Below are 16,666 nucleotides of genomic sequence, written 5' to 3'. Positions count from 1 at the left end.
CAAGCACATAAAGCGTGTGTACTCCGGCCATCGCATCAACCCGATGGGCAAACAACTACAAGAACATCTGGAGAAGGCCCCCATGCAGCAGAGCAGATCGGAAGTGGTCGAGCAGGATGGGCTGTTCGAGCTGTCCGAGGGCAGCGATGTCCTCGACAGCCCGCGCTACAACCATGACATCGCCCCGACCAAGGTGCACCAGCGCACCTGGAACAAATGGCATATCACCGCCCTGTGGGTAGGCATGTCCATCTGCGTGCCCACCTACACCCTCGGCGGCGTGCTCACCGCCTACTTCGGCCTCAGCGTGGGCGAGGCCTTGCTGGCGATTTTGCTGGCCAACCTGATCGTGCTGATCCCGCTCACCCTCAACGCCTTCCCTGGCACCAAATACGGCATTCCGTTCCCGGTGCTGCTGCGTTCGTCGTTCGGCATCCTCGGCTCCAACGTGCCATGCCTGATCCGGGCAGTGGTCGCCTGTGGCTGGTTCGGCATCCAGACCATGTTCGGCGGCCTGGCCATCCACCTGTTCCTCGGCTCGGTGTTCGACGGCTGGAAAGCTTTGGGCGGCACCGGTGAGGTGATCGGCTTCATGATCTTCTGGTGCCTGAACCTGTGGGTGGTGCTGCGCGGCGCCGAGTCGATCAAGTGGCTCGAAACGCTTTCGGCACCGCTGCTGGTGGCGGTCGGCGTCGGCCTGCTGTTCTGGGCCTTGCCGCACATGTCGATGACCGAACTGCTGGCCCAGCCGCCCAAGCGCCCGGAAGGGGCGAACATGCTCGGCTTCTTCTGTGCCGGGCTTACCGCCATGGTCGGTTTCTGGGCCACGCTGTCGCTGAACATCCCCGACTTCAGCCGCTACGCCCGCAGCCAGAAGGACCAGATTCTCGGGCAGATCTTCGGCTTGCCGCTGACCATGTTCCTGTTCGCCGCGCTGGGCGTGGTACTCACCGCTGCTTCGGCGTCGCTGGTTGGCGAGACCGTGTCCGACCCGGTCAGCCTGATCGGCAAGATCCACAGCCCGTTCTGGGTGGCCCTGGCCATGGCGTTGATCGTGATCGCCACGCTGTCGACCAACACCGCGGCGAACATCGTGTCGCCTACCAACGACTTCCAGAACATCGCCCCACGCCTGATCGGGCGCAGCCGCGCGGTGTGGCTGACCGGCTTCATCGGCCTGGCGCTGATGGGCCATGAGCTGCTGAAGAAGCTGGGCTGGATCGTCTCCGACCTGAGCCTGGAGAGCGTGTACTCCAACTGGCTGCTGGGCTATTCCAGCCTGCTGGGGCCGATCGCCGGGATCATGGTGGTGGACTACTTCCTGATCCGCCGGCAGAAGCTGGACCTGGCCGGGCTGTACCGCGACGACGTGTACCCGGCGTGGAACTGGGCCGGTTTTGCCGCCTTTGCGTTGCCGGTCGCGCTGACCGTGATGGCCATTGGCAACAGCAGTTTCAGCTGGTTCTACGACTACGGCTGGTTCACCGGTTCGCTGCTGGGCGGGGCGCTGTATTACCTCTTCGCCGGCGTGGTCGCGCGCAGCCCGGCGCGGGTGGCCAAGCCCTTGCCGTGAGACCGCGCTGGCTTCTTCGCGGGTAAACCCGCTCCCACAGGTACAGCGCAGGTCCTGAGGCCAACGCTGTACCTGTGGGAGCGGGTTTACCCGCGAAGAGGCCGGGACAGACAACAAAAATGCCTGAGGAAAATCCCATGACCCCAGCCCAACAAGTAATGCAATCCACCCAGCACCACATCGACAGCACCCGCCTGTGGCAGTCCCTGATGGACCTGGCCCGCCTCGGTGCCACCGCCAAGGGCGGCGTGTGCCGCCTGGCCCTGACCGACCTCGACCGCCAGGCCCGCGACCTGTTCGTGCAGTGGTGCGAGACCGCCGGTTGCACGGTCAGCATCGACGCCGTCGGCAACATCTTCGCCCGTCGCCCGGGGCGTAACCCCAAGCTGCCCCCGGTGATGACCGGCAGCCATATCGACACCCAGCCCACCGGTGGCAAGTTCGACGGCTGCTTCGGGGTGATGGCTGGGCTGGAGGTGCTCCGCACCCTCAACGACCTGGGCATCGAAACCGAAGCGCCGCTGGAAGTGGTGGTGTGGACCAACGAAGAAGGTTCGCGCTTTGCGCCGTGCATGATGGGTTCCGGGGTGTTCGCCAGCAAGTTCACCCTGGAAGAAACCCTGGCCAAGCGCGACGCCCAGGGTGTCAGCGTTGGCGAGGCGTTGAACGCCATCGGCTACGCCGGCCCGCGCGCCGTATCAGGCCACCCGGTGGGGGCCTATTTCGAAGCGCATATCGAGCAGGGCCCGATCCTCGAAGATCAGCGCAAGACCATCGGCGTGGTGCTGGGCGCGCTGGGCCAGAAGTGGTTCGACCTGACCCTGCGCGGTGTCGAGGCCCATGCCGGCCCTACGCCCATGCACCTGCGCAAGGACGCCCTGGTCGGCGCGGCGGCGGTGGTGGAGGCAGTCAACCGCACCGCCCTCGGCCACCAGCCCCATGCCTGTGGGACGGTGGGTTGCCTGCAGGCCTACCCGGGCTCGCGCAACGTGATCCCGGGCGAGGTGCGCATGACCCTGGATTTCCGTCATCTGGAGGGTGAGCAGCTGAATGCGATGATTGCCGATGTGCGCGCGGTGATCGAGGCGACCTGTGCCAGGCATGGCCTGAGCCACGAACTGGTACCCACGGCCGATTTCCCGGCGTTGTACTTCGACAAGGCCTGTGTCGAAGCCGTGCGCCAATCGGCGCAGGCGCTGGGCCTGCCGCACATGGACATCGTCAGCGGCGCGGGGCACGACGCGATCTTCCTGGCCGAACTGGGGCCGGCGGGGATGATTTTCGTGCCGTGCGAGAACGGTATCAGCCATAACGAGATCGAGAACGCCACACCCGAGGACCTGGCTGCGGGCTGCGCGGTGTTGCTGCGCGCGATGCTGGCGGCGTCGGAGGCGATTGCCAGTGGGCGGTTGGCGGCGTAGCGCCGTTACCGTCAGCAGGTTGCGCTGCCTACCTTGGCCTCATCGCCGGCAAGCCGGCTCGCGGCTGATACGGTCGAGGTGGGAGCGGCCTTGTGTCGCGAAAGGGCCGCACAGCGGCCCCGGCGTTATCAGCGTTGATCTCAAGATACTGGGGCTGCTTTGCAGCCCTTTCGCGACACAAGGCCGCTCCCACAGAGGATCGCACCAGCCTGATCAGATCTGCCCGGGGCAGACGCAGGTCGAACGTGCCGCGTGCACAATTGTGGCCATGCCAAATCATCCGGCCGGTTCAAGACAGCCATCGCGCCCGATGTGATAGCGCTGCAGGTCCTGCGCCAGGGTCAGCTGCCCGCTGTAGTGGGCGAGGGCTTCGTCGCGCACGTTGTCGATGCTCGGGCTGCGCCGTGGGTCGTTCTGGTAGCGGGCGCTGAAATGCGTCAGCACCAGGTTGCGCACGCCCGCAGTTTCGGCAAAGCGCGCCACCGCAGCCGCGGTGCTGTGGCCGAAGGTTACCCCCGTGCGCTCTACCACCGCCTGGGTGAACGTGGCTTCGTGCACCAGCACGTCCGCGCCCTTGGCGACGTCGGCCAACAGCTCGGGGTTGTCGTTGTCGCCGCACACGATCACCCGCCGTGGCGGGCGCGAAGGGCGCAAGTAGTCATTGCCGTGCAGCAGCCGACCGCCATGCTGCACCGTCAAACCCTTGGCCAGCTCGCCCCACAGCGGGCCGCGGGGGATGCCGTCGGCTTCCAGGCGCGGGATGTCCAGGCGCGGTTCGGGGTTGAGCTCGGTGAACACGAAGCCGACGCTCGGCACCCGGTGCGAAAGCTGCACGCTGGTCACTTGCAGGGCGTCACTGCGCCATTCCACCAGATCTTCCACGGCCAGCAGGCGCAGTTCGAACGGCAGGAAAGTATCGCTGGCCACCAGCCCCTGGCGCACCCAGTCGTGCAGGGCGGCGGGCAGGACAAGATCCAGCGGCTGCGTGCGCCCGCTCATGCCGGCGCTGGCCAGCAGGCCCGGCAGGCCGAAGCAATGGTCGCCGTGCACGTGGGTGATGAAGATGGCGCGCAGGTCGCGGATCGACAGCGGCGTATGCAGCAGCCGGTGCTGGGTGCCTTCGCCGCAGTCGACCAGATACCAGTGGCTGCCACTGGCTTCGATCACTGCGGTGGCGCTGACGTTGCGTGCCTTGGTCGGCACGCCGGCGGAGGTGCCCAGGAACAGCAAATCCATGGTCTGGCTCCTTGTTTCAGTCCAGCAGTGACGTCAGCACCAGCGGGCGGATGGGGGTCGGACGGATACGGGGTGCAGGTAGCGGCGTGGTACTCAACGGGCTCGTTCCTTCGAGGTGGTAAGGGCGCACACCTTAGCCGGATTGCCGCATGTCGTCGATGGCCCGCCAGGTGTTGCCTACTCGGCCTGCCGCCAGATCAGCTTGCTGGTGTCATAGCCTTGCTCCCGGGCGATCGTCAGCAGTTGTTCGCGCAGCTGGTCGGTGACCGCGGGCGTGCGCGAGAGCAGCCACAGGTATTCGCGGTTCGGGTGGCCGACCAAGGCTACGCGGTAGTCCTGGTCGTGGTACAGCACCCAGTACTCGCCCTTGGTCAGGCCGGGCGCGAGGCGGCTGAACCAGTTGTCGAAGCGCACCCAGAGCTTGTCGGTGCTGCCCGGTTGCTGGGCTTCGGCGATGCCCTTGGCCTGGTTCCACTGGCCGTCCTTTTCCTGGCAGCGGTTGGTCACGTCGAGGCGGCCGTCCTCTCGCAGGCCATAGTGCGCTTCGGACTGCACGCAGTTGCGCTGGAAGAACATCGGCAGCCGCGCGAGTTCGTACCAGGTGCCCTGGTAACGTTGCAGGTCGACCTGCTGGGTGCGCGGCGGCGCCGGGTGATCGTTGCCGGCGCAGCCGAGCAGGGCCAGGGGCATGCAGCAAAACAGCAGCGTGGTGCGTAGCGCCATGGTGAACCTCCTTGATACGGACGGGGCTTACCTGTGTTTCGATGCGAGCGAGAGGCAAAAGTTGTACGCAATCGTGCCTTTCAGAACGAACCGGTCTGCACTTCGCCGGCACGCACGTAACGGGCGATGACCACGCCCTTGGGCGAAACCTGCGAGTGCTGCAGGGTGAAGGCCGCCGCTGCAGCATCGTCGCCGAACAGGCGCTTGCCGTGGCCGAGCAGCAACGGGTGGATCAGCAGTTGCAGTTCATCGACCAGGCCCGCCGCCAGCAGTTGCTGCACCAGATCGCTGCTGCCCTGGGTCAGCAGGTTGGCGCCGTCCTGTTGTTTCAGGGCGCGGACCGTTGCTGTGATGTCTGCGCCCAGAGCATGGCTGTTGTGCCAGTCGAGTGTTGCGGGGGTGTGGGTGGCCACGTGCTTGGGCACGCTGTTGAACAGGTTGGCGATGGAGAAGTCTTCCGAGCTGTCTTTTACCTTTGGCCAGTAGCCGGCGAAGATGTCGTAGGTGCGCCGGCCCAGCAGCAACTCGAAGGGCTGGCTGAACAGGGCCTGCATGGCCTGGCCGAAGACTTCCTCGGCGTAGGGCACGATCCAGCCGCCGTAGGTGAAGCCGCCGCTGGTGTCTTCCTGCGGGCCGCCGGGGGCCTGCATGACACCGTCGAGGCTGATGAAGGCGGCTACGATGAGTTTGCGCATGGGGACTCTCCTGTTGGCAGCCGGGGTGGCTGGGGGCATGGGATAGTCGAATGGCTGGCAGCAGAATCGACAGGGCTGTTTGAGTGGTCTGCACTGACCCTTTCGCGGGTAAACCCGCTCCCACATGATCACCACAGTTTCGAAGGCTGTGCAGTACCTGTGGGAGCGGGTTCACCCGCGAAGAGGCCGGTGCAGGCTACCTCAAAGCCAGTAGGTCACCGCCCACCACCCCAGCCCACCCATCACTACGGTATAGGGCAAGGCCATCCAAACCATTCGCCCATACGACAGCCGGATCAGCGGCGCGATTGCCGAAGTCAACAGGAACAGGAACGCCGCCTGCCCATTCGGCGTCGCCACGCTCGGCAGGTTGGTGCCGGTGTTGATCGCCACCGCCAGCGTCTCGAAATGCTCGCGGCTCATGCTGCCATTGAGGAATGCCTGCTTCACTTCGGTGATGTAGATGGTGGCAACGAACACGTTGTCGCTGATCGCCGACAGCAGGCCGTTGGCCAGGTACAGCATGCCCGGTTGCTGCTCGGCCGGCAGCGCCAGCACCCAGGCAATCAACGGGCTGAACAGTTGCTGCTGATGGATCACCGCCACCACGGCGAAGAACACCACCAGCAATGCAGTGAACGGCATGGCGTCCTGGAAGGCACGGCCCAGGCGGTGTTCGTCGGTAATGCCGGTGAACGCCGTGATCAGCACGATCACCATCAGGCCGATCAGGCCGACCTCGGCAACGTGCAGCCCCAGGCAGACGATCAGGATCAGTGCGGCGAACCCTTGCACCCACAGCGCGATGCGCTGGGCAGTGGTGCGTGCTGCATCGTCCTCGGCGGCGTAGGCGGCCAGTACCTGACGCACCGGCTCGGGCATCAACGTGCCGTAGCCGAACAGGCGCAGCTTCTCCAGCAGCACGCAGGTCAGCAGGCCGGCGCCCAGCACCGGCAGCGACACCGGTGCCACCTTCAGGAAGAAATCGGCGAAGTGCCAGCCCATCTCATGGCCGATCAGCAGGTTCTGCGGCTCGCCCACCAGCGTGCACACGCCGCCCAGGGCGGTACCCACCGCGCCATGCATCAGCAGGCTGCGCAGGAAGGCGCGGAACTGGTCGAGGTCTTCACGGTGCAACTGTGCGACCTGCTGGTCGCTGTCCAGCGCACTGTCTTCGCGCGGGTTGGCCCCGGAGGCGACGCGGTGGTACACCGCATAGAAACCGACCGCGGCGCTGATGATCACGGCGGTCACGGTCAGCGCATCGAGAAACGCCGAGAGGAATGCCGACAGCACGCAGAACAGCAACGCCAGGATCGCCTTCGAACGCACCCCCAGCAGGATGCGCGAGAACAGGAACAGCAGCAGTTCCTTCATGAAGTGGATGCCCGCGACCATGAACATCAGCAGTAGGATCACCGGGAAGTTGTGCTGCAGCTCTTCGTACAGGGCCTGCGGGGTGGTCATCTGCAACAGCAGGGCTTCGACCAGCAGCAGGCCGCCAGGCATCAGCGGGTAGCACTTCAGGGCCATGCCCAGGGTGAAGATGAATTCGAGCACCAGTGCCCAGCCGGCAGCGACCGGGCCGACGGTCACCAGCAGCAGCGGGTTGAGCACCAGGAACAGGCAGATGACTGCCTTGTACCAAAGCGGCGAGTGGCCCAGAAAGCTGTGGGCGAGGGCGCCGGTCAGGGAGCGCGACATGAATTTGTATCCTTATGATTCGGCGATGGCGCACGGTGCCGGATCAGCGCGTCTTAGGCAAGGCGTAAAGTCCCGTTTTTGGCACAAGTGCGGTCATCGGGGTGGGTTACCATCCGTGCCATGAACCCTTCACCCGCAGGAGTGCCGCCCGTGACCGAGTACAGCGCATTCAAGGTCGAACTGACCAACAGCATCGCCCACGTTCAGATCAACCGCCCGGACAAGCGCAATGCGATGAACGCGGCCTTCTGGGAGGAGATCATCGACATCTTCCAGTGGGTCGACGACACCGACGCGGTGCGGGCGGTTGTGATCAGCGGTGCCGGCAAGCATTTTTCCGCCGGTATCGACCTGATGATGCTGGCTTCGCTGGCCGGGCAGATGGGCAAGGACGTGGGCCGTAACGCACGCTTCCTGCGCAGCACCATCCTGCGCCTGCAGGCGTCGTTCAATGCCGTGGACAAATGCCGCAAGCCGGTACTGGCCGCGGTGCAGGGTTACTGCATTGGCGGCGCCATCGATCTGATCTCGGCCTGCGACATGCGCTACTGCAGCAGCGACGCGCAGTTCTCGATCAAGGAAATCGACATGGGCATGGCCGCCGATGTCGGCACACTGCAACGTTTGCCTCGTATCATCGGTGACGGCATGATGCGTGAGCTGGCTTTCACCGGGCGCAATGTCGAGGCCGAAGAGGCGCTGCGCATCGGCTTGGTCAACCGGGTCTATGATGATCAGGCCGCGCTGATGGACGGGGTCTTTGCCATCGCCGGCGAGATTGCCGCAAAATCGCCGATCGCCGTGGCCGGCACCAAGGAAATGCTCAGCTACATGCGTGACCATCGCATCGACGATGGCCTGGAGTACATCGCCACCTGGAACGCCGCGATGCTGCAGTCCGAAGACCTGCGCGTGGCGGTGGCGGCGCACATGAGCAAACAGAAACCGACGTTCGCCGACTGATCAGGCCGGGGGACGCGCAGTAAGGGAACCCCCGACATGTCAGCACGCTGGACTACCGCAGTACTCGACCCGCAGATCACCGGGGGGCTGGCCGTGGCCCGCAGCCCGGAAGGGTTCCTGGTGGACGACAACGGCGCGCTGTTCCCTCGCGACTGGCTCAAGCGCCAGGACCTCGACGTGCTGTGCGAGCACGGCATCGGCCACTTCGACGGCCAGCCGGTGTTCCTGCTGGAGCTGCGCAGCGCCACCGACGTGCCCGGCTGCGCCTGGCGCGGCCTGCGCGCGTTCATGCTCGAGGGTGACTTCGACACCTACAAAGTGCTGGGCTATGCCGCGCAGATCGGCACCTGGGCCCGCGAGCACCGTTTCTGCGGCAGCTGCGGCCAGGCAATGACGCAGATTCGCTGGGAGCGGGCGATGTACTGCCAGCCTTGCGACCTGCGCAGCTACCCGCGCATTTCGCCGAGCATGATCGTGCTGGTGACCCGTGGTGATGAAATCCTGCTGGCGCGTTCGCCACGCTTCGTCACCGGGGTGTACAGCACCCTGGCAGGCTTCGCCGAGCCGGGCGAGTCGGCCGAGGACTGCCTGGTGCGTGAGGTGCGTGAAGAGGTGGCGGTGGAAGTCAGGAACATCCAGTACGTCGGCAGCCAGTGCTGGCCGTTCCCGCACTCGATGATGCTGGGCTTTCATGCCGAGTATGCAGGCGGCGATATCGTCATGCAGCCGGACGAGATCGAGGACGCCAAATGGTTCAGCGTCCACGACCTGCCGCCGCTGCCGGCCGGGCGGTCGATTGCCCGCTACCTGATCGATCTGTACGTTGCACGGCGGCTGGGCTGTGATATCCCTGCTTTCCCGTCCTAGCTGCAGTGAGAAATGTTCTCCGACTAGGCGCAGGGCGCAGGCAATGGTCATTCCATTGCCAAGTCCTGCAACGACGGCGGAGGACATTTCTCGCGCAGATAGGGCGGGAAAGCAGGGGTATCACAGCCCATCAGGCTTGGCCGAACCAGTGCTGCCACGCTAGGCGCACGGTCAATGCCAGCACCACGGTGATGAACACCGGGCGGATGAACTTGCTGCCGCCACTGATCGCCGTGCGTGCGCCGAAGAACGCGCCGACCATCACCGACAGGCCCATGCACAGGCCGACGATGTAGTCCACCTGCCCGGAAATGATGAACACCGTCAGCGCTGCGATGTTGCTGACGAAGTTCATGCTGCGCGCCACGCCGCTGGCACGGACCAGGTCGATGGGGTAGAGCAGCAGGGTGCTGACCGTCCAGAACGCCCCGGTACCCGGGCCGGCCACGCCGTCATAGAAGCCCAGGGTGAAGCCTTGCGGCACTTGCCACTTTTTCCTGATCGGCGCATCGGCATCCAGCGGCGCCTTGGGCGTGCCGCCGAACAGCAGGTAGACGCCACAGGCGAAGACGATCACGGGCAACATCTTGTTCAGCCATTCGGCCGGCATGTAGTGGGCGATCACTGCACCGAGCAAAGCACCGACCAAGGTGGCGAACAATGCCGGGCGCCATTGCGCCGGGTGGAACAGCTTGCGCCTGTAGTAGGTGAAGCCGGCGGTAGCCGAGCCGAAGGTAGAGCTGAGCTTGTTGGTGCCCAGTACCAGGTGCGGCGGCATGCCGGCGGTGAGTAGCGCCGGGGTGGTGAGCAGGCCGCCACCGCCGGCGATGGCATCGATGAAGCCGGCGACGAAGGCGACCAGGGCCAGGATCAGCAGGGTGAGGGGTTCTACGGTGAGTTCGAAGGGCATGGGGTTTTGGCAGGCAGGGAGGCAGGGGGCGGCAAAGGGCCGCACTAGAAGGGTGACATGGTAATCCTGGGGGAGGTGTGTTGCCAGTGCCGGCCCTTTCGCGGGCATGCGCGCTCCCACAGGTTACCTGCACATTTCGAGACTTGTGCAGTACCTGTGGGAGCGGGCGCGCCCGCGAAAGGGCCGGTACAGGCCATCACATCAGCTACGGACAAACGCCAGCAAATCCGCATTGATCACATCGGCATGGGTGGTCGGCATGCCATGCGGGTAGCCCTTGTAGGTCTTGAGTGTGCCGTTGGGCAGCAGCTTCGCCGACAGCACCCCGGAATTTTCATACGGTACGATCTGGTCATCGTCGCCGTGCATCACCAGCACCGGCTGGGTGATGCCCTTCAGGTCTTCGGTGAAGTCAGTCTGGGAAAACGCCACGATGCCATCGTAATGGGCCTTGGCACTGCCAATCATGCCTTGGCGCCACCAGTTGCCGATGATGCCTTCGCTGGCTTCTGCACCGGGGCGGTTGTAGCCGTAGAACGGCCCGGCCGGCACATCCCGGTAGAACTGCGCACGGTTGCTGGCGACCTGGGCCTGGAAACCGTCGAACACCGATTTGGGCAGGCCACCGGGATTAGCGGGCGTCTGCACCATCAGTGGCGGTACGGCGGCGATCAGCACGGCCTTGGCCACCTTGTCTTCTGGGTGCCGGGCCATGTAGCGCACCACTTCACCGCCACCGGTCGAGTGGCCGACATGCACGGCGCCCTGGATGCCCAGGTGAGCGACCACCGCCGCCACATCGTCGGCGTAGTGGTCCATGTCGTGGCCGTCCCATACCTGGCTGGAACGGCCATGGCCGCGGCGGTCGTGGGCGACCACGCGGTAACCGTGGGCGAGGAAGAACAGCAACTGGGCATCCCAGTCGTCGGCGCTGAGCGGCCAACCGTGGTGGAAGTGGATGACCGGCGCGTCACGCGGGCCCCAGTCCTTGTAGAAGATCTGTACGCCGTCCTTCGTGGTTACATAGCTCATGGTCGGGTCTCCTGTGTGCAGGAAGCGAAGGGAGCTATTGAGAATAGGAGGTATTTTGCCTGGTACTGGAATTTGTGATTTTGCACCGGAGCTTCAGACCTACGCAGCCTTTTGTGGGAGCGGCCTTGTGTCGCGAAAGGGCTGCAAAGCAGCCCCAGCAATTTGTGTGTCAGTACTGAATTTCTTGGGGCCGCTTTGCGGCCCTTTCGCGACACAAGGCCGCTCCCACAAGGAAGGGGCGTCAACCGATCAGACGCGGTCGCGCATCCGGTACCAGGCCTTGGCTGCAGCTTCCAGCGGTGCTGCCAGCAGGTCTCCGCCGGGGAAGCGGCCGTTGTCGATGCCTTGGTACAGCGTCAGCAGGTCGTCGTCGCCAAGAATGGCATCGCTGACCGCCCGCGCCGCCGCCAGTGTAGGCAGCACGCCATGGCCAGAGAAACCCTGCAGCCAGTAGCGCTGGCCCTCGCGACCGACATCCGGGGTGCGCTGGATGCTGCAGTCGATATGGCCGCCCCAGGCATAGTCGATGGCCACCCCGGCCAGCTGCGGGAACACCCGCTCCAGGTAGGGGCGGGTGGCGCTGGCGACATCTTTGGGAATACCGCCCAGGTAGGTGCAGCCGCCGCCGAACAGCAGGCGATGGTCCGGGGTGAGGCGGAAATAGTCGGGCACGAACTGGTTGTCGATCACGCAACTGTTGCGCGGCAGTAGCGATTGGGCGAAGTCGGCATCCAGCGGTGCGGTGGCTACCTGATAGGAGCCAACCGGCAACAGGCGGCGCGACAGGTTGCGGTCGAGGCGATCGATGTAGGCGTTGCAGGCCAGCACCAGCACCTGGCAGCGTACTTCGCCGCGGTCGGTACGGGCCACATAGCCGTCGCCGGCTTTCTGGTAGTCGAGCACCTGACTCTGTTCGTAGATCCGCCCGCCAGCAGCCTCGATGGTGCTGGCCAGGCCCTGGGCCAGCTTCATCGGGTTGAGGTGGGCGCCTTTGGCGTCGTATAGCGCGGCCTGGTAGCGCGGGCTGTCGATCCATTGCGGCAGCTCGTCGCGGCCGATCAGGCGCAGGGCGTCGTAGCCCCATTTGTGTTCGGCCTCATGCAGGGCTTCTTCCAGCATCTTCACCCGGCGCGGCAGCACGGCGGTCCACAGGCTGCCCTGCCGGTAGTCGATGTCGAAGCCATGGCGCTCGGGCAGTTCGCGCATTTCATCGGCGGCCCAGCACATGCTGGCCCACAGGCGTCGGGTGCGTTCGACGCCCAGGGCCTTTTCCAGCGGCGGCATGTCGCACGACCAGCCGAGCAGTGCCTGGCCGCCGTTGCGGCCGGACGCGGCCCAGGCCACGCGGCTGGCTTCCAGCAGCGTTACACGCTTGCCGGCCTGGGTCAGGCGCAAGGCGGTGTGCAGGCCGCTGAAGCCGGCGCCAATGATCAGGACTTCGGTGTCGTGGCTGCCTTGCAGGGTAGGGTGCAGGGGAATGCTGGCGGGGTAGGTCTGGGCGTAGTAGCTGGCGACGTGCTGGGCAGATTGTTTGAACATGCAGGGGTCTCATGAAAATTATTGTGTTTATTTCCATGAAAATTTAGCAGGTAAATTTCATGTCGCCAATGCATTGGCCGGGTTTGTGGTTTACCTCGAGTTGTTGTGTTGCCTGTCCTGGCCCTTTCGCGGGTAAACCCGCTCCCACAGAGTCATCACCGGTCTCGAGGTCGGCGCTGTAAATGTGGGAGCGGGTTCACCCGCGAAGGGGCCTGACCTGAAAGTGCAAAATCTTCAGGTTGTCGCCTTTTTTCGAGGCTGTCTTGGCTTGCCTGCGGCCGCTTTGCCCTTCCCGCCACCCCGACGCTTCTTCTTCCACGGCGGCGCAGCCCCGGCTGCCGGCCCGCTGATGGTCATGCGCATGCCGCTGCACCGTTCGACCAGCTTGCCCATCCATGCCGACTGCCGGGCGACGAACTCCTCCAGCGTCATCTCGCCACTCTGCACCATGTCCAGCGCCTGCTCCCAGATAGCCGTGGTGCCTGGGTCGGCAATGGCGCGTGGCACGGCGTCGATCAGGCTGAAGGCCGCAGGGGTGGCGGACAGCGCCTTGCCGTTCTTCACCAGGTAGCCGCGGTCAAGCAGGCCCTGGATGATGCTGGCGCGGGTGGCTTCGGTGCCGATACCGGTGGTTTCCTTGAGCTTCTGCTTCAACCGCGGGTCGTCCACCAGCTTGGCCACGTTCTTCATTGCCTTGATCAGGTCGCCTTCGGTAAACGGCTTGGGCGGCTGGGTCCACAGGTCTTTCAGTTGCAGGCCCTGCACCGTGCAGTCCTGGCCTTCGCGCAGCGCCGGCAGCACCTGGGCCGGTGGTGCCTCGCGGCCCTTGGCCGGGGTCAGCGCCTCGGGTAGAGCACGGCGCCAACCCGGTTCGACGATCTGCTTGCCTACGGCACGCAGGGCATGGCCGGCGCAGTCGAAGTCGGCCTGGGTACGGTCGTACTCGTGGTTGGGCAGGAACTGCGCCAGGTAGCGGGCGCGGATCAGGGTGTACACCGCCTTGTGCTTGGCTGGCAGGCGCGACGGGTCGCTGGCGGCGGCGGTGGGGATGATGCCGTGGTGGGCGCTGACCTTGGCGTCGTTCCACGCGCGTGAGCGGCGTTGCGGCTCCAGGTAGGGCTGCAGCGGCGCCAGGCTGGCATCGGCCCGTTGCAGGGCAGCGAGGATGGCTGGCGCTTCGGCGTGCTGGCTTTGCGGCAGGTAGCCGCAGTCGCTGCGCGGGTAGGTGATCAGCTTGTGGGTTTCGTACAGGGCCTGGGCGATGTCGAGGGTTTCCTGGGCGCCGAGGCCGAACTTTTTCGAGCACAGCTCCTGCAGGGTGCCAAGGTCGAAGGGCAGGGGTGCCGCTTCACGCACGCGCTCGGTGGTCACCTTCACGGCCCGGGCAGTACCCGCATTGCCGATGTCGGCGGCAGCCTGCTGCGCCAGGGCCTGGTTCAGGCAGCGGCCCTGGTCGTCGCAGGCGTCCTCGGGGGCGCGCCACTGGGCGTTGAAGCCAGAGCCTGCGTGTTCGAGCTGCACGTCGATGGCCCAGAACGGTACCGGCACGAAGTCGGCGATGCTGCGGTCGCGGTCGACCACCAGGCGCAAGGTGGGCGTTTGCACCCGGCCCACCGGCAGCACGCCCTGATAGCCCGACTGGCGGCCCAGCAGGGTGAACAGCCGGCTCATGTTCATGCCGATCAGCCAGTCTGCGCGCGAACGGCCCAGCGCCGAGTGGTACAGGTTGAAGGTTTCGTGGCCCGGCAGCAGCCGCGCCAGGGCCTTGCGAATGGAGGCGTCGTCCAGTGCCGACAGCCACAGGCGCTGCACCGGGCCGCGGTAGCGGCAATGCTCGACCAGTTCGCGGGCGATCATTTCGCCTTCGCGGTCGGCGTCGGTGGCGATCACCAGTTCGCGCGCTTCGCCGAGCAGGCGCTTGACTGCCTTGAACTGGCTGGCGGTCTTGGGCTTGACCAGCATCTTCCACTTTTCCGGGATGATCGGCAGATCGGCCAGGTTCCAGCGCTTGTAGCGTTCGTCGTAGCTGTCTGGCGGGGCGGTTTCCAGCAGGTGGCCGATGCACCAGGTCACGCAGACGTCGGTGCCTTGCCAGCAGCCATCGCCCTTGCGGTTGGCGCCGAGCACTTTGGCGATGTCTTTTGCCTGGGAGGGTTTTTCGCAGAGGAACAGGCGCATGGCCGGGGACGCTTCATCGGGGGTGATGGGCGATAGGATGCGCAAGCGAAGGCGCGGAGGCAAGTTTTATCTGGATGGATGTACAGGTTTTTTGTCAGAGGGGATGTCTTGGCTGTGCCGGCCTCTTCGCGGGTGAACCCGCTCCCACAGGCCCCCACAATTTTCAGAATTTGTGGGGCCTGTGGGAAGGTCGTGGATCAGGCGCGCGAGTCGCGCACCATGTCCACGTGCGGGATGCCGGCTTCGAGGAACTCTTCGCTGACTACGCGAAAGCCCAGCCGCTCGTAGAACGGCGTGGCGTGCACCTGGGCGCTGAGCATCTGCTGTTTCAGGTCGCGGTTCTGTGCTTCGACAATCACCGCGTTCATCAGCGCGTCACCCACCTTCAGCCCGCGCCAGTCCTTCAGCACCGAGACCCGGCCAATGGTGCCGTCAGGCAGCAGGCGTGCGGTGCCGATCGGGTAGTCGCCTTCCAGGGCCAGGAAGTGCGCGGCGGTCGGGTCGTCCGAGTCCCACTCCAGCTCCGGCGGCACGTGCTGTTCGGCAATGAACACCGCTTCGCGGATGCGGCGGATGTCGGCGTTGTCCTTGTGCCAGTCGGCGAGGCGCACACGAATCTTATTCATTGGCGAATCCCAGGCTTCCTTGTTTGACCAGCTGCTGTACCAGCATAAGGCCATCTTCATCCTGCAGCCATTCGCCCAGGTTGTCGATGTGCAGGGCGTCGGCTGCGCAAACCAGCTTCAGCAGCTCGCGCAGTTTGCCCGGCAGCGGGCAGCTGCGGCCGCTGGCGAACAGCAGCAGGTCTTCTTCGAACTCCGACCAGGCCAGGCGCGCGCTCGGGTTGCGGATCAGGATGGCGCCTTGTTCCAGGGCATCGATCAGCTCTTCCTCGGACAGCTCTTCACCGACGATCTGCTCGGGGTAGCGTGGCTCGGTCATGAACTGGCCGAACCAGGTCAGCAGCAGGTCTTTGTCGCCCATGTGCTTGTCGAGCAGCGCCTTGAGGCGGTCGAGGGCGTCGTGCTGGATCTGGTGCGGGTCGCTGGCCGGCTGGGCATCGGCGTCGCTGTAGCGTTCTTCGTCGGGCAGGAACTGGCCGAGGAAATCGGTGAAGTGGGTCAGCACTTCGGCGGCGCTTGGCGCGCGGAAGCCTACCGAGTAGGTCAGGCAGTCGTCCACGGCCACGCCGTAGTGGGCCAGGCGTGGTGGCAGGTAAAGCATGTCGCCCGGCTCCAGGGTCCACTCATCGCTCTGCTCGAAGTCGGCGAGGATGCGCAGGTCGGCGTGCTCCAGCAGCGAGCTGTCGCTGCTGCACATCTGGCCGATTTTCCAGTTGCGCTGGCCGTGGCCCTGCAGCAGGAACACGTCGTAGTTGTCGAAGTGCGGGCCGACGCTGCCACCAGGGGCGGCGAAGCTGATCATCACGTCATCGATGCGCCAGCTGGGCAGGAAGCGGAAGTTTTCCAGCAGTTCGGCCACTTCCGGGACGAACTGGTCCACGGCCTGCACCAGCAGGGTCCAGTCCTTTTCCGGCAGCTCGGCAAAGGTATCTTCGGTGAACGGGCCGCGGCGCAGCTCCCACGGGTGCGCGCCGTGCTCGAGCACGATACGCGACTCTACTTCCTCTTCCAGGGCCAGGCCGGCCAGCTCGTCGGGGTCGATCGGGCTGATGAAGTCCGGGAAGGCCTGGCGCACCAGCAGCGGCTTCTTCTGCCAGTAGTCGCGCATGAATTCGCGGGCCGAGATGCCGCCCAGCAGCTGCAGTGGAGTATCAGGATTCATGTTCAACCTATTGAAAAAATGTAATTTTCGTTCGGGAATA

The 16,666-nt window shown here is 65.0% G+C and carries 14 protein-coding genes; 4 read left to right on the top strand and 10 right to left on the bottom strand.

What is annotated here, in order from left to right; translation table 11 throughout:
* The first annotated feature begins 82 nt into the window (after positions 1-82).
* Together ABX298_RS00740 and ABX298_RS00735 are read left to right on the top strand one after the other, a co-directional pair.
* Positions 83-1,573 carry an NCS1 family nucleobase:cation symporter-1 gene (locus ABX298_RS00740; protein WP_317410355.1) on the top strand — a complete coding sequence of 497 codons (1,491 nt, stop codon included), beginning with the start codon at positions 83-85 and terminating at the stop codon, positions 1,571-1,573.
* A gap of 137 nt (positions 1,574-1,710) precedes the next feature.
* Positions 1,711-2,994, top strand: a complete 1,284-nt coding sequence (locus ABX298_RS00735) for a Zn-dependent hydrolase (RefSeq protein WP_367393931.1) — start codon at positions 1,711-1,713, stop codon at positions 2,992-2,994.
* A 276-nt stretch (positions 2,995-3,270) separates the two neighbouring features.
* On the opposite strand, the gene ABX298_RS00730 is transcribed toward ABX298_RS00735, so the two are convergent.
* The 4 genes from ABX298_RS00730 to nhaB all read right to left on the bottom strand — a co-directional run bounded on the left by ABX298_RS00730 (position 3,271) and on the right by nhaB (position 7,352).
* On the bottom strand, positions 3,271-4,230 hold the full coding sequence (locus ABX298_RS00730; RefSeq protein WP_317409192.1) for a ribonuclease Z: 960 nt from the start codon (positions 4,228-4,230) through the stop codon (positions 3,271-3,273).
* Positions 4,231-4,407: 177 nt separating this feature from the next.
* On the bottom strand, positions 4,408-4,953 hold the full coding sequence (locus ABX298_RS00725) for a lipocalin family protein (RefSeq protein ID WP_317409193.1): 546 nt from the start codon (positions 4,951-4,953) through the stop codon (positions 4,408-4,410).
* Positions 4,954-5,033: 80 nt separating this feature from the next.
* Complete coding sequence (locus tag ABX298_RS00720; protein ID WP_367393930.1) at positions 5,034-5,648, bottom strand: dihydrofolate reductase family protein; 615 nt, start codon at positions 5,646-5,648, stop codon at positions 5,034-5,036.
* Between the two features lie 201 nt (positions 5,649-5,849).
* The gene (gene nhaB / locus ABX298_RS00715) at positions 5,850-7,352 is read right to left on the bottom strand and encodes a sodium/proton antiporter NhaB (protein WP_286100173.1); all 1,503 of its coding nucleotides are present in this window, start codon (positions 7,350-7,352) and stop codon (positions 5,850-5,852) included.
* A 150-nt stretch (positions 7,353-7,502) separates the two neighbouring features.
* Between nhaB and ABX298_RS00710 the strand changes: the two genes are divergently transcribed.
* Together ABX298_RS00710 and nudC are read left to right on the top strand one after the other, a co-directional pair.
* Entirely contained in the window at positions 7,503-8,315 is an 813-nt protein-coding gene (locus tag ABX298_RS00710) for a crotonase/enoyl-CoA hydratase family protein (protein ID WP_013973305.1), read from the top strand.
* 36 nt (positions 8,316-8,351) lie between these two features.
* Entirely contained in the window at positions 8,352-9,182 is an 831-nt protein-coding gene (gene nudC / locus ABX298_RS00705) for an NAD(+) diphosphatase (protein WP_317409194.1), read from the top strand.
* A gap of 130 nt (positions 9,183-9,312) precedes the next feature.
* Here the strand turns inward: nudC and ABX298_RS00700 are convergent, their stop codons facing one another.
* From ABX298_RS00700 to ABX298_RS00675, 6 genes are all read right to left on the bottom strand, one after another.
* Positions 9,313-10,092, bottom strand: a complete 780-nt coding sequence (locus ABX298_RS00700; protein WP_013973303.1) for a TSUP family transporter — start codon at positions 10,090-10,092, stop codon at positions 9,313-9,315.
* A 201-nt stretch (positions 10,093-10,293) separates the two neighbouring features.
* Positions 10,294-11,124 (bottom strand): alpha/beta fold hydrolase, encoded by an 831-nt coding sequence (locus ABX298_RS00695; protein ID WP_367393929.1) that lies wholly within the window; start codon positions 11,122-11,124, stop codon positions 10,294-10,296.
* 249 nt (positions 11,125-11,373) lie between these two features.
* Positions 11,374-12,663: an NAD(P)/FAD-dependent oxidoreductase gene (locus ABX298_RS00690; protein ID WP_367393928.1), complete on the bottom strand. Its 1,290-nt coding sequence runs from the start codon at positions 12,661-12,663 to the stop codon at positions 11,374-11,376.
* A 234-nt stretch (positions 12,664-12,897) separates the two neighbouring features.
* Positions 12,898-14,841 carry a DNA topoisomerase III gene (locus tag ABX298_RS00685; protein ID WP_367393927.1) on the bottom strand — a complete coding sequence of 648 codons (1,944 nt, stop codon included), beginning with the start codon at positions 14,839-14,841 and terminating at the stop codon, positions 12,898-12,900.
* A gap of 197 nt (positions 14,842-15,038) precedes the next feature.
* Positions 15,039-15,467: a GNAT family N-acetyltransferase gene (locus ABX298_RS00680; RefSeq protein ID WP_003258855.1), complete on the bottom strand. Its 429-nt coding sequence runs from the start codon at positions 15,465-15,467 to the stop codon at positions 15,039-15,041.
* A complete protein-coding gene (locus ABX298_RS00675) occupies positions 15,460-16,626 on the bottom strand; it encodes a cupin domain-containing protein (protein WP_085590573.1) in 1,167 nt (388 codons plus the stop codon). The genes ABX298_RS00680 and ABX298_RS00675 overlap by 8 nt, the downstream gene beginning before the upstream one ends.
* Positions 16,627-16,666: the final 40 nt, after the last annotated feature.

It is taken from the genome of Pseudomonas sp. X4, from assembly GCF_040784925.1.
Lineage (GTDB): Bacteria > Pseudomonadota > Gammaproteobacteria > Pseudomonadales > Pseudomonadaceae > Aquipseudomonas > Aquipseudomonas putida_Z.
Note: the sequence above shows the minus strand (reverse complement) of the source record. Positions and strands in the feature narration are given on the sequence as shown.

Excerpts from the sequence above, each read along its gene's own strand:
- ABX298_RS00680 (WP_003258855.1), bottom strand. The coding sequence starts at position 15,467 with ATGAATAAGATTCGTGTGCGCCTCGCCGACTGGCACAAGGACAACGCC.
- ABX298_RS00700 (WP_013973303.1), bottom strand. The coding sequence starts at position 10,092 with ATGCCCTTCGAACTCACCGTAGAACCCCTCACCCTGCTGATCCTGGCC.
- ABX298_RS00735 (WP_367393931.1), top strand. The coding sequence starts at position 1,711 with ATGACCCCAGCCCAACAAGTAATGCAATCCACCCAGCACCACATCGAC.
- ABX298_RS00740 (WP_317410355.1), top strand. The coding sequence starts at position 83 with ATGCAGCAGAGCAGATCGGAAGTGGTCGAGCAGGATGGGCTGTTCGAG.
- ABX298_RS00730 (WP_317409192.1), bottom strand. The coding sequence starts at position 4,230 with ATGGATTTGCTGTTCCTGGGCACCTCCGCCGGCGTGCCGACCAAGGCA.
- nudC (WP_317409194.1), top strand. The coding sequence starts at position 8,352 with ATGTCAGCACGCTGGACTACCGCAGTACTCGACCCGCAGATCACCGGG.
- ABX298_RS00720 (WP_367393930.1), bottom strand. The coding sequence starts at position 5,648 with ATGCGCAAACTCATCGTAGCCGCCTTCATCAGCCTCGACGGTGTCATG.
- nhaB (WP_286100173.1), bottom strand. The coding sequence starts at position 7,352 with ATGTCGCGCTCCCTGACCGGCGCCCTCGCCCACAGCTTTCTGGGCCAC.
- ABX298_RS00675 (WP_085590573.1), bottom strand. The coding sequence starts at position 16,626 with ATGAATCCTGATACTCCACTGCAGCTGCTGGGCGGCATCTCGGCCCGC.
- ABX298_RS00690 (WP_367393928.1), bottom strand. The coding sequence starts at position 12,663 with ATGTTCAAACAATCTGCCCAGCACGTCGCCAGCTACTACGCCCAGACC.
- ABX298_RS00695 (WP_367393929.1), bottom strand. The coding sequence starts at position 11,124 with ATGAGCTATGTAACCACGAAGGACGGCGTACAGATCTTCTACAAGGAC.
- ABX298_RS00685 (WP_367393927.1), bottom strand. The coding sequence starts at position 14,841 with ATGCGCCTGTTCCTCTGCGAAAAACCCTCCCAGGCAAAAGACATCGCC.
- ABX298_RS00725 (WP_317409193.1), bottom strand. The coding sequence starts at position 4,953 with ATGGCGCTACGCACCACGCTGCTGTTTTGCTGCATGCCCCTGGCCCTG.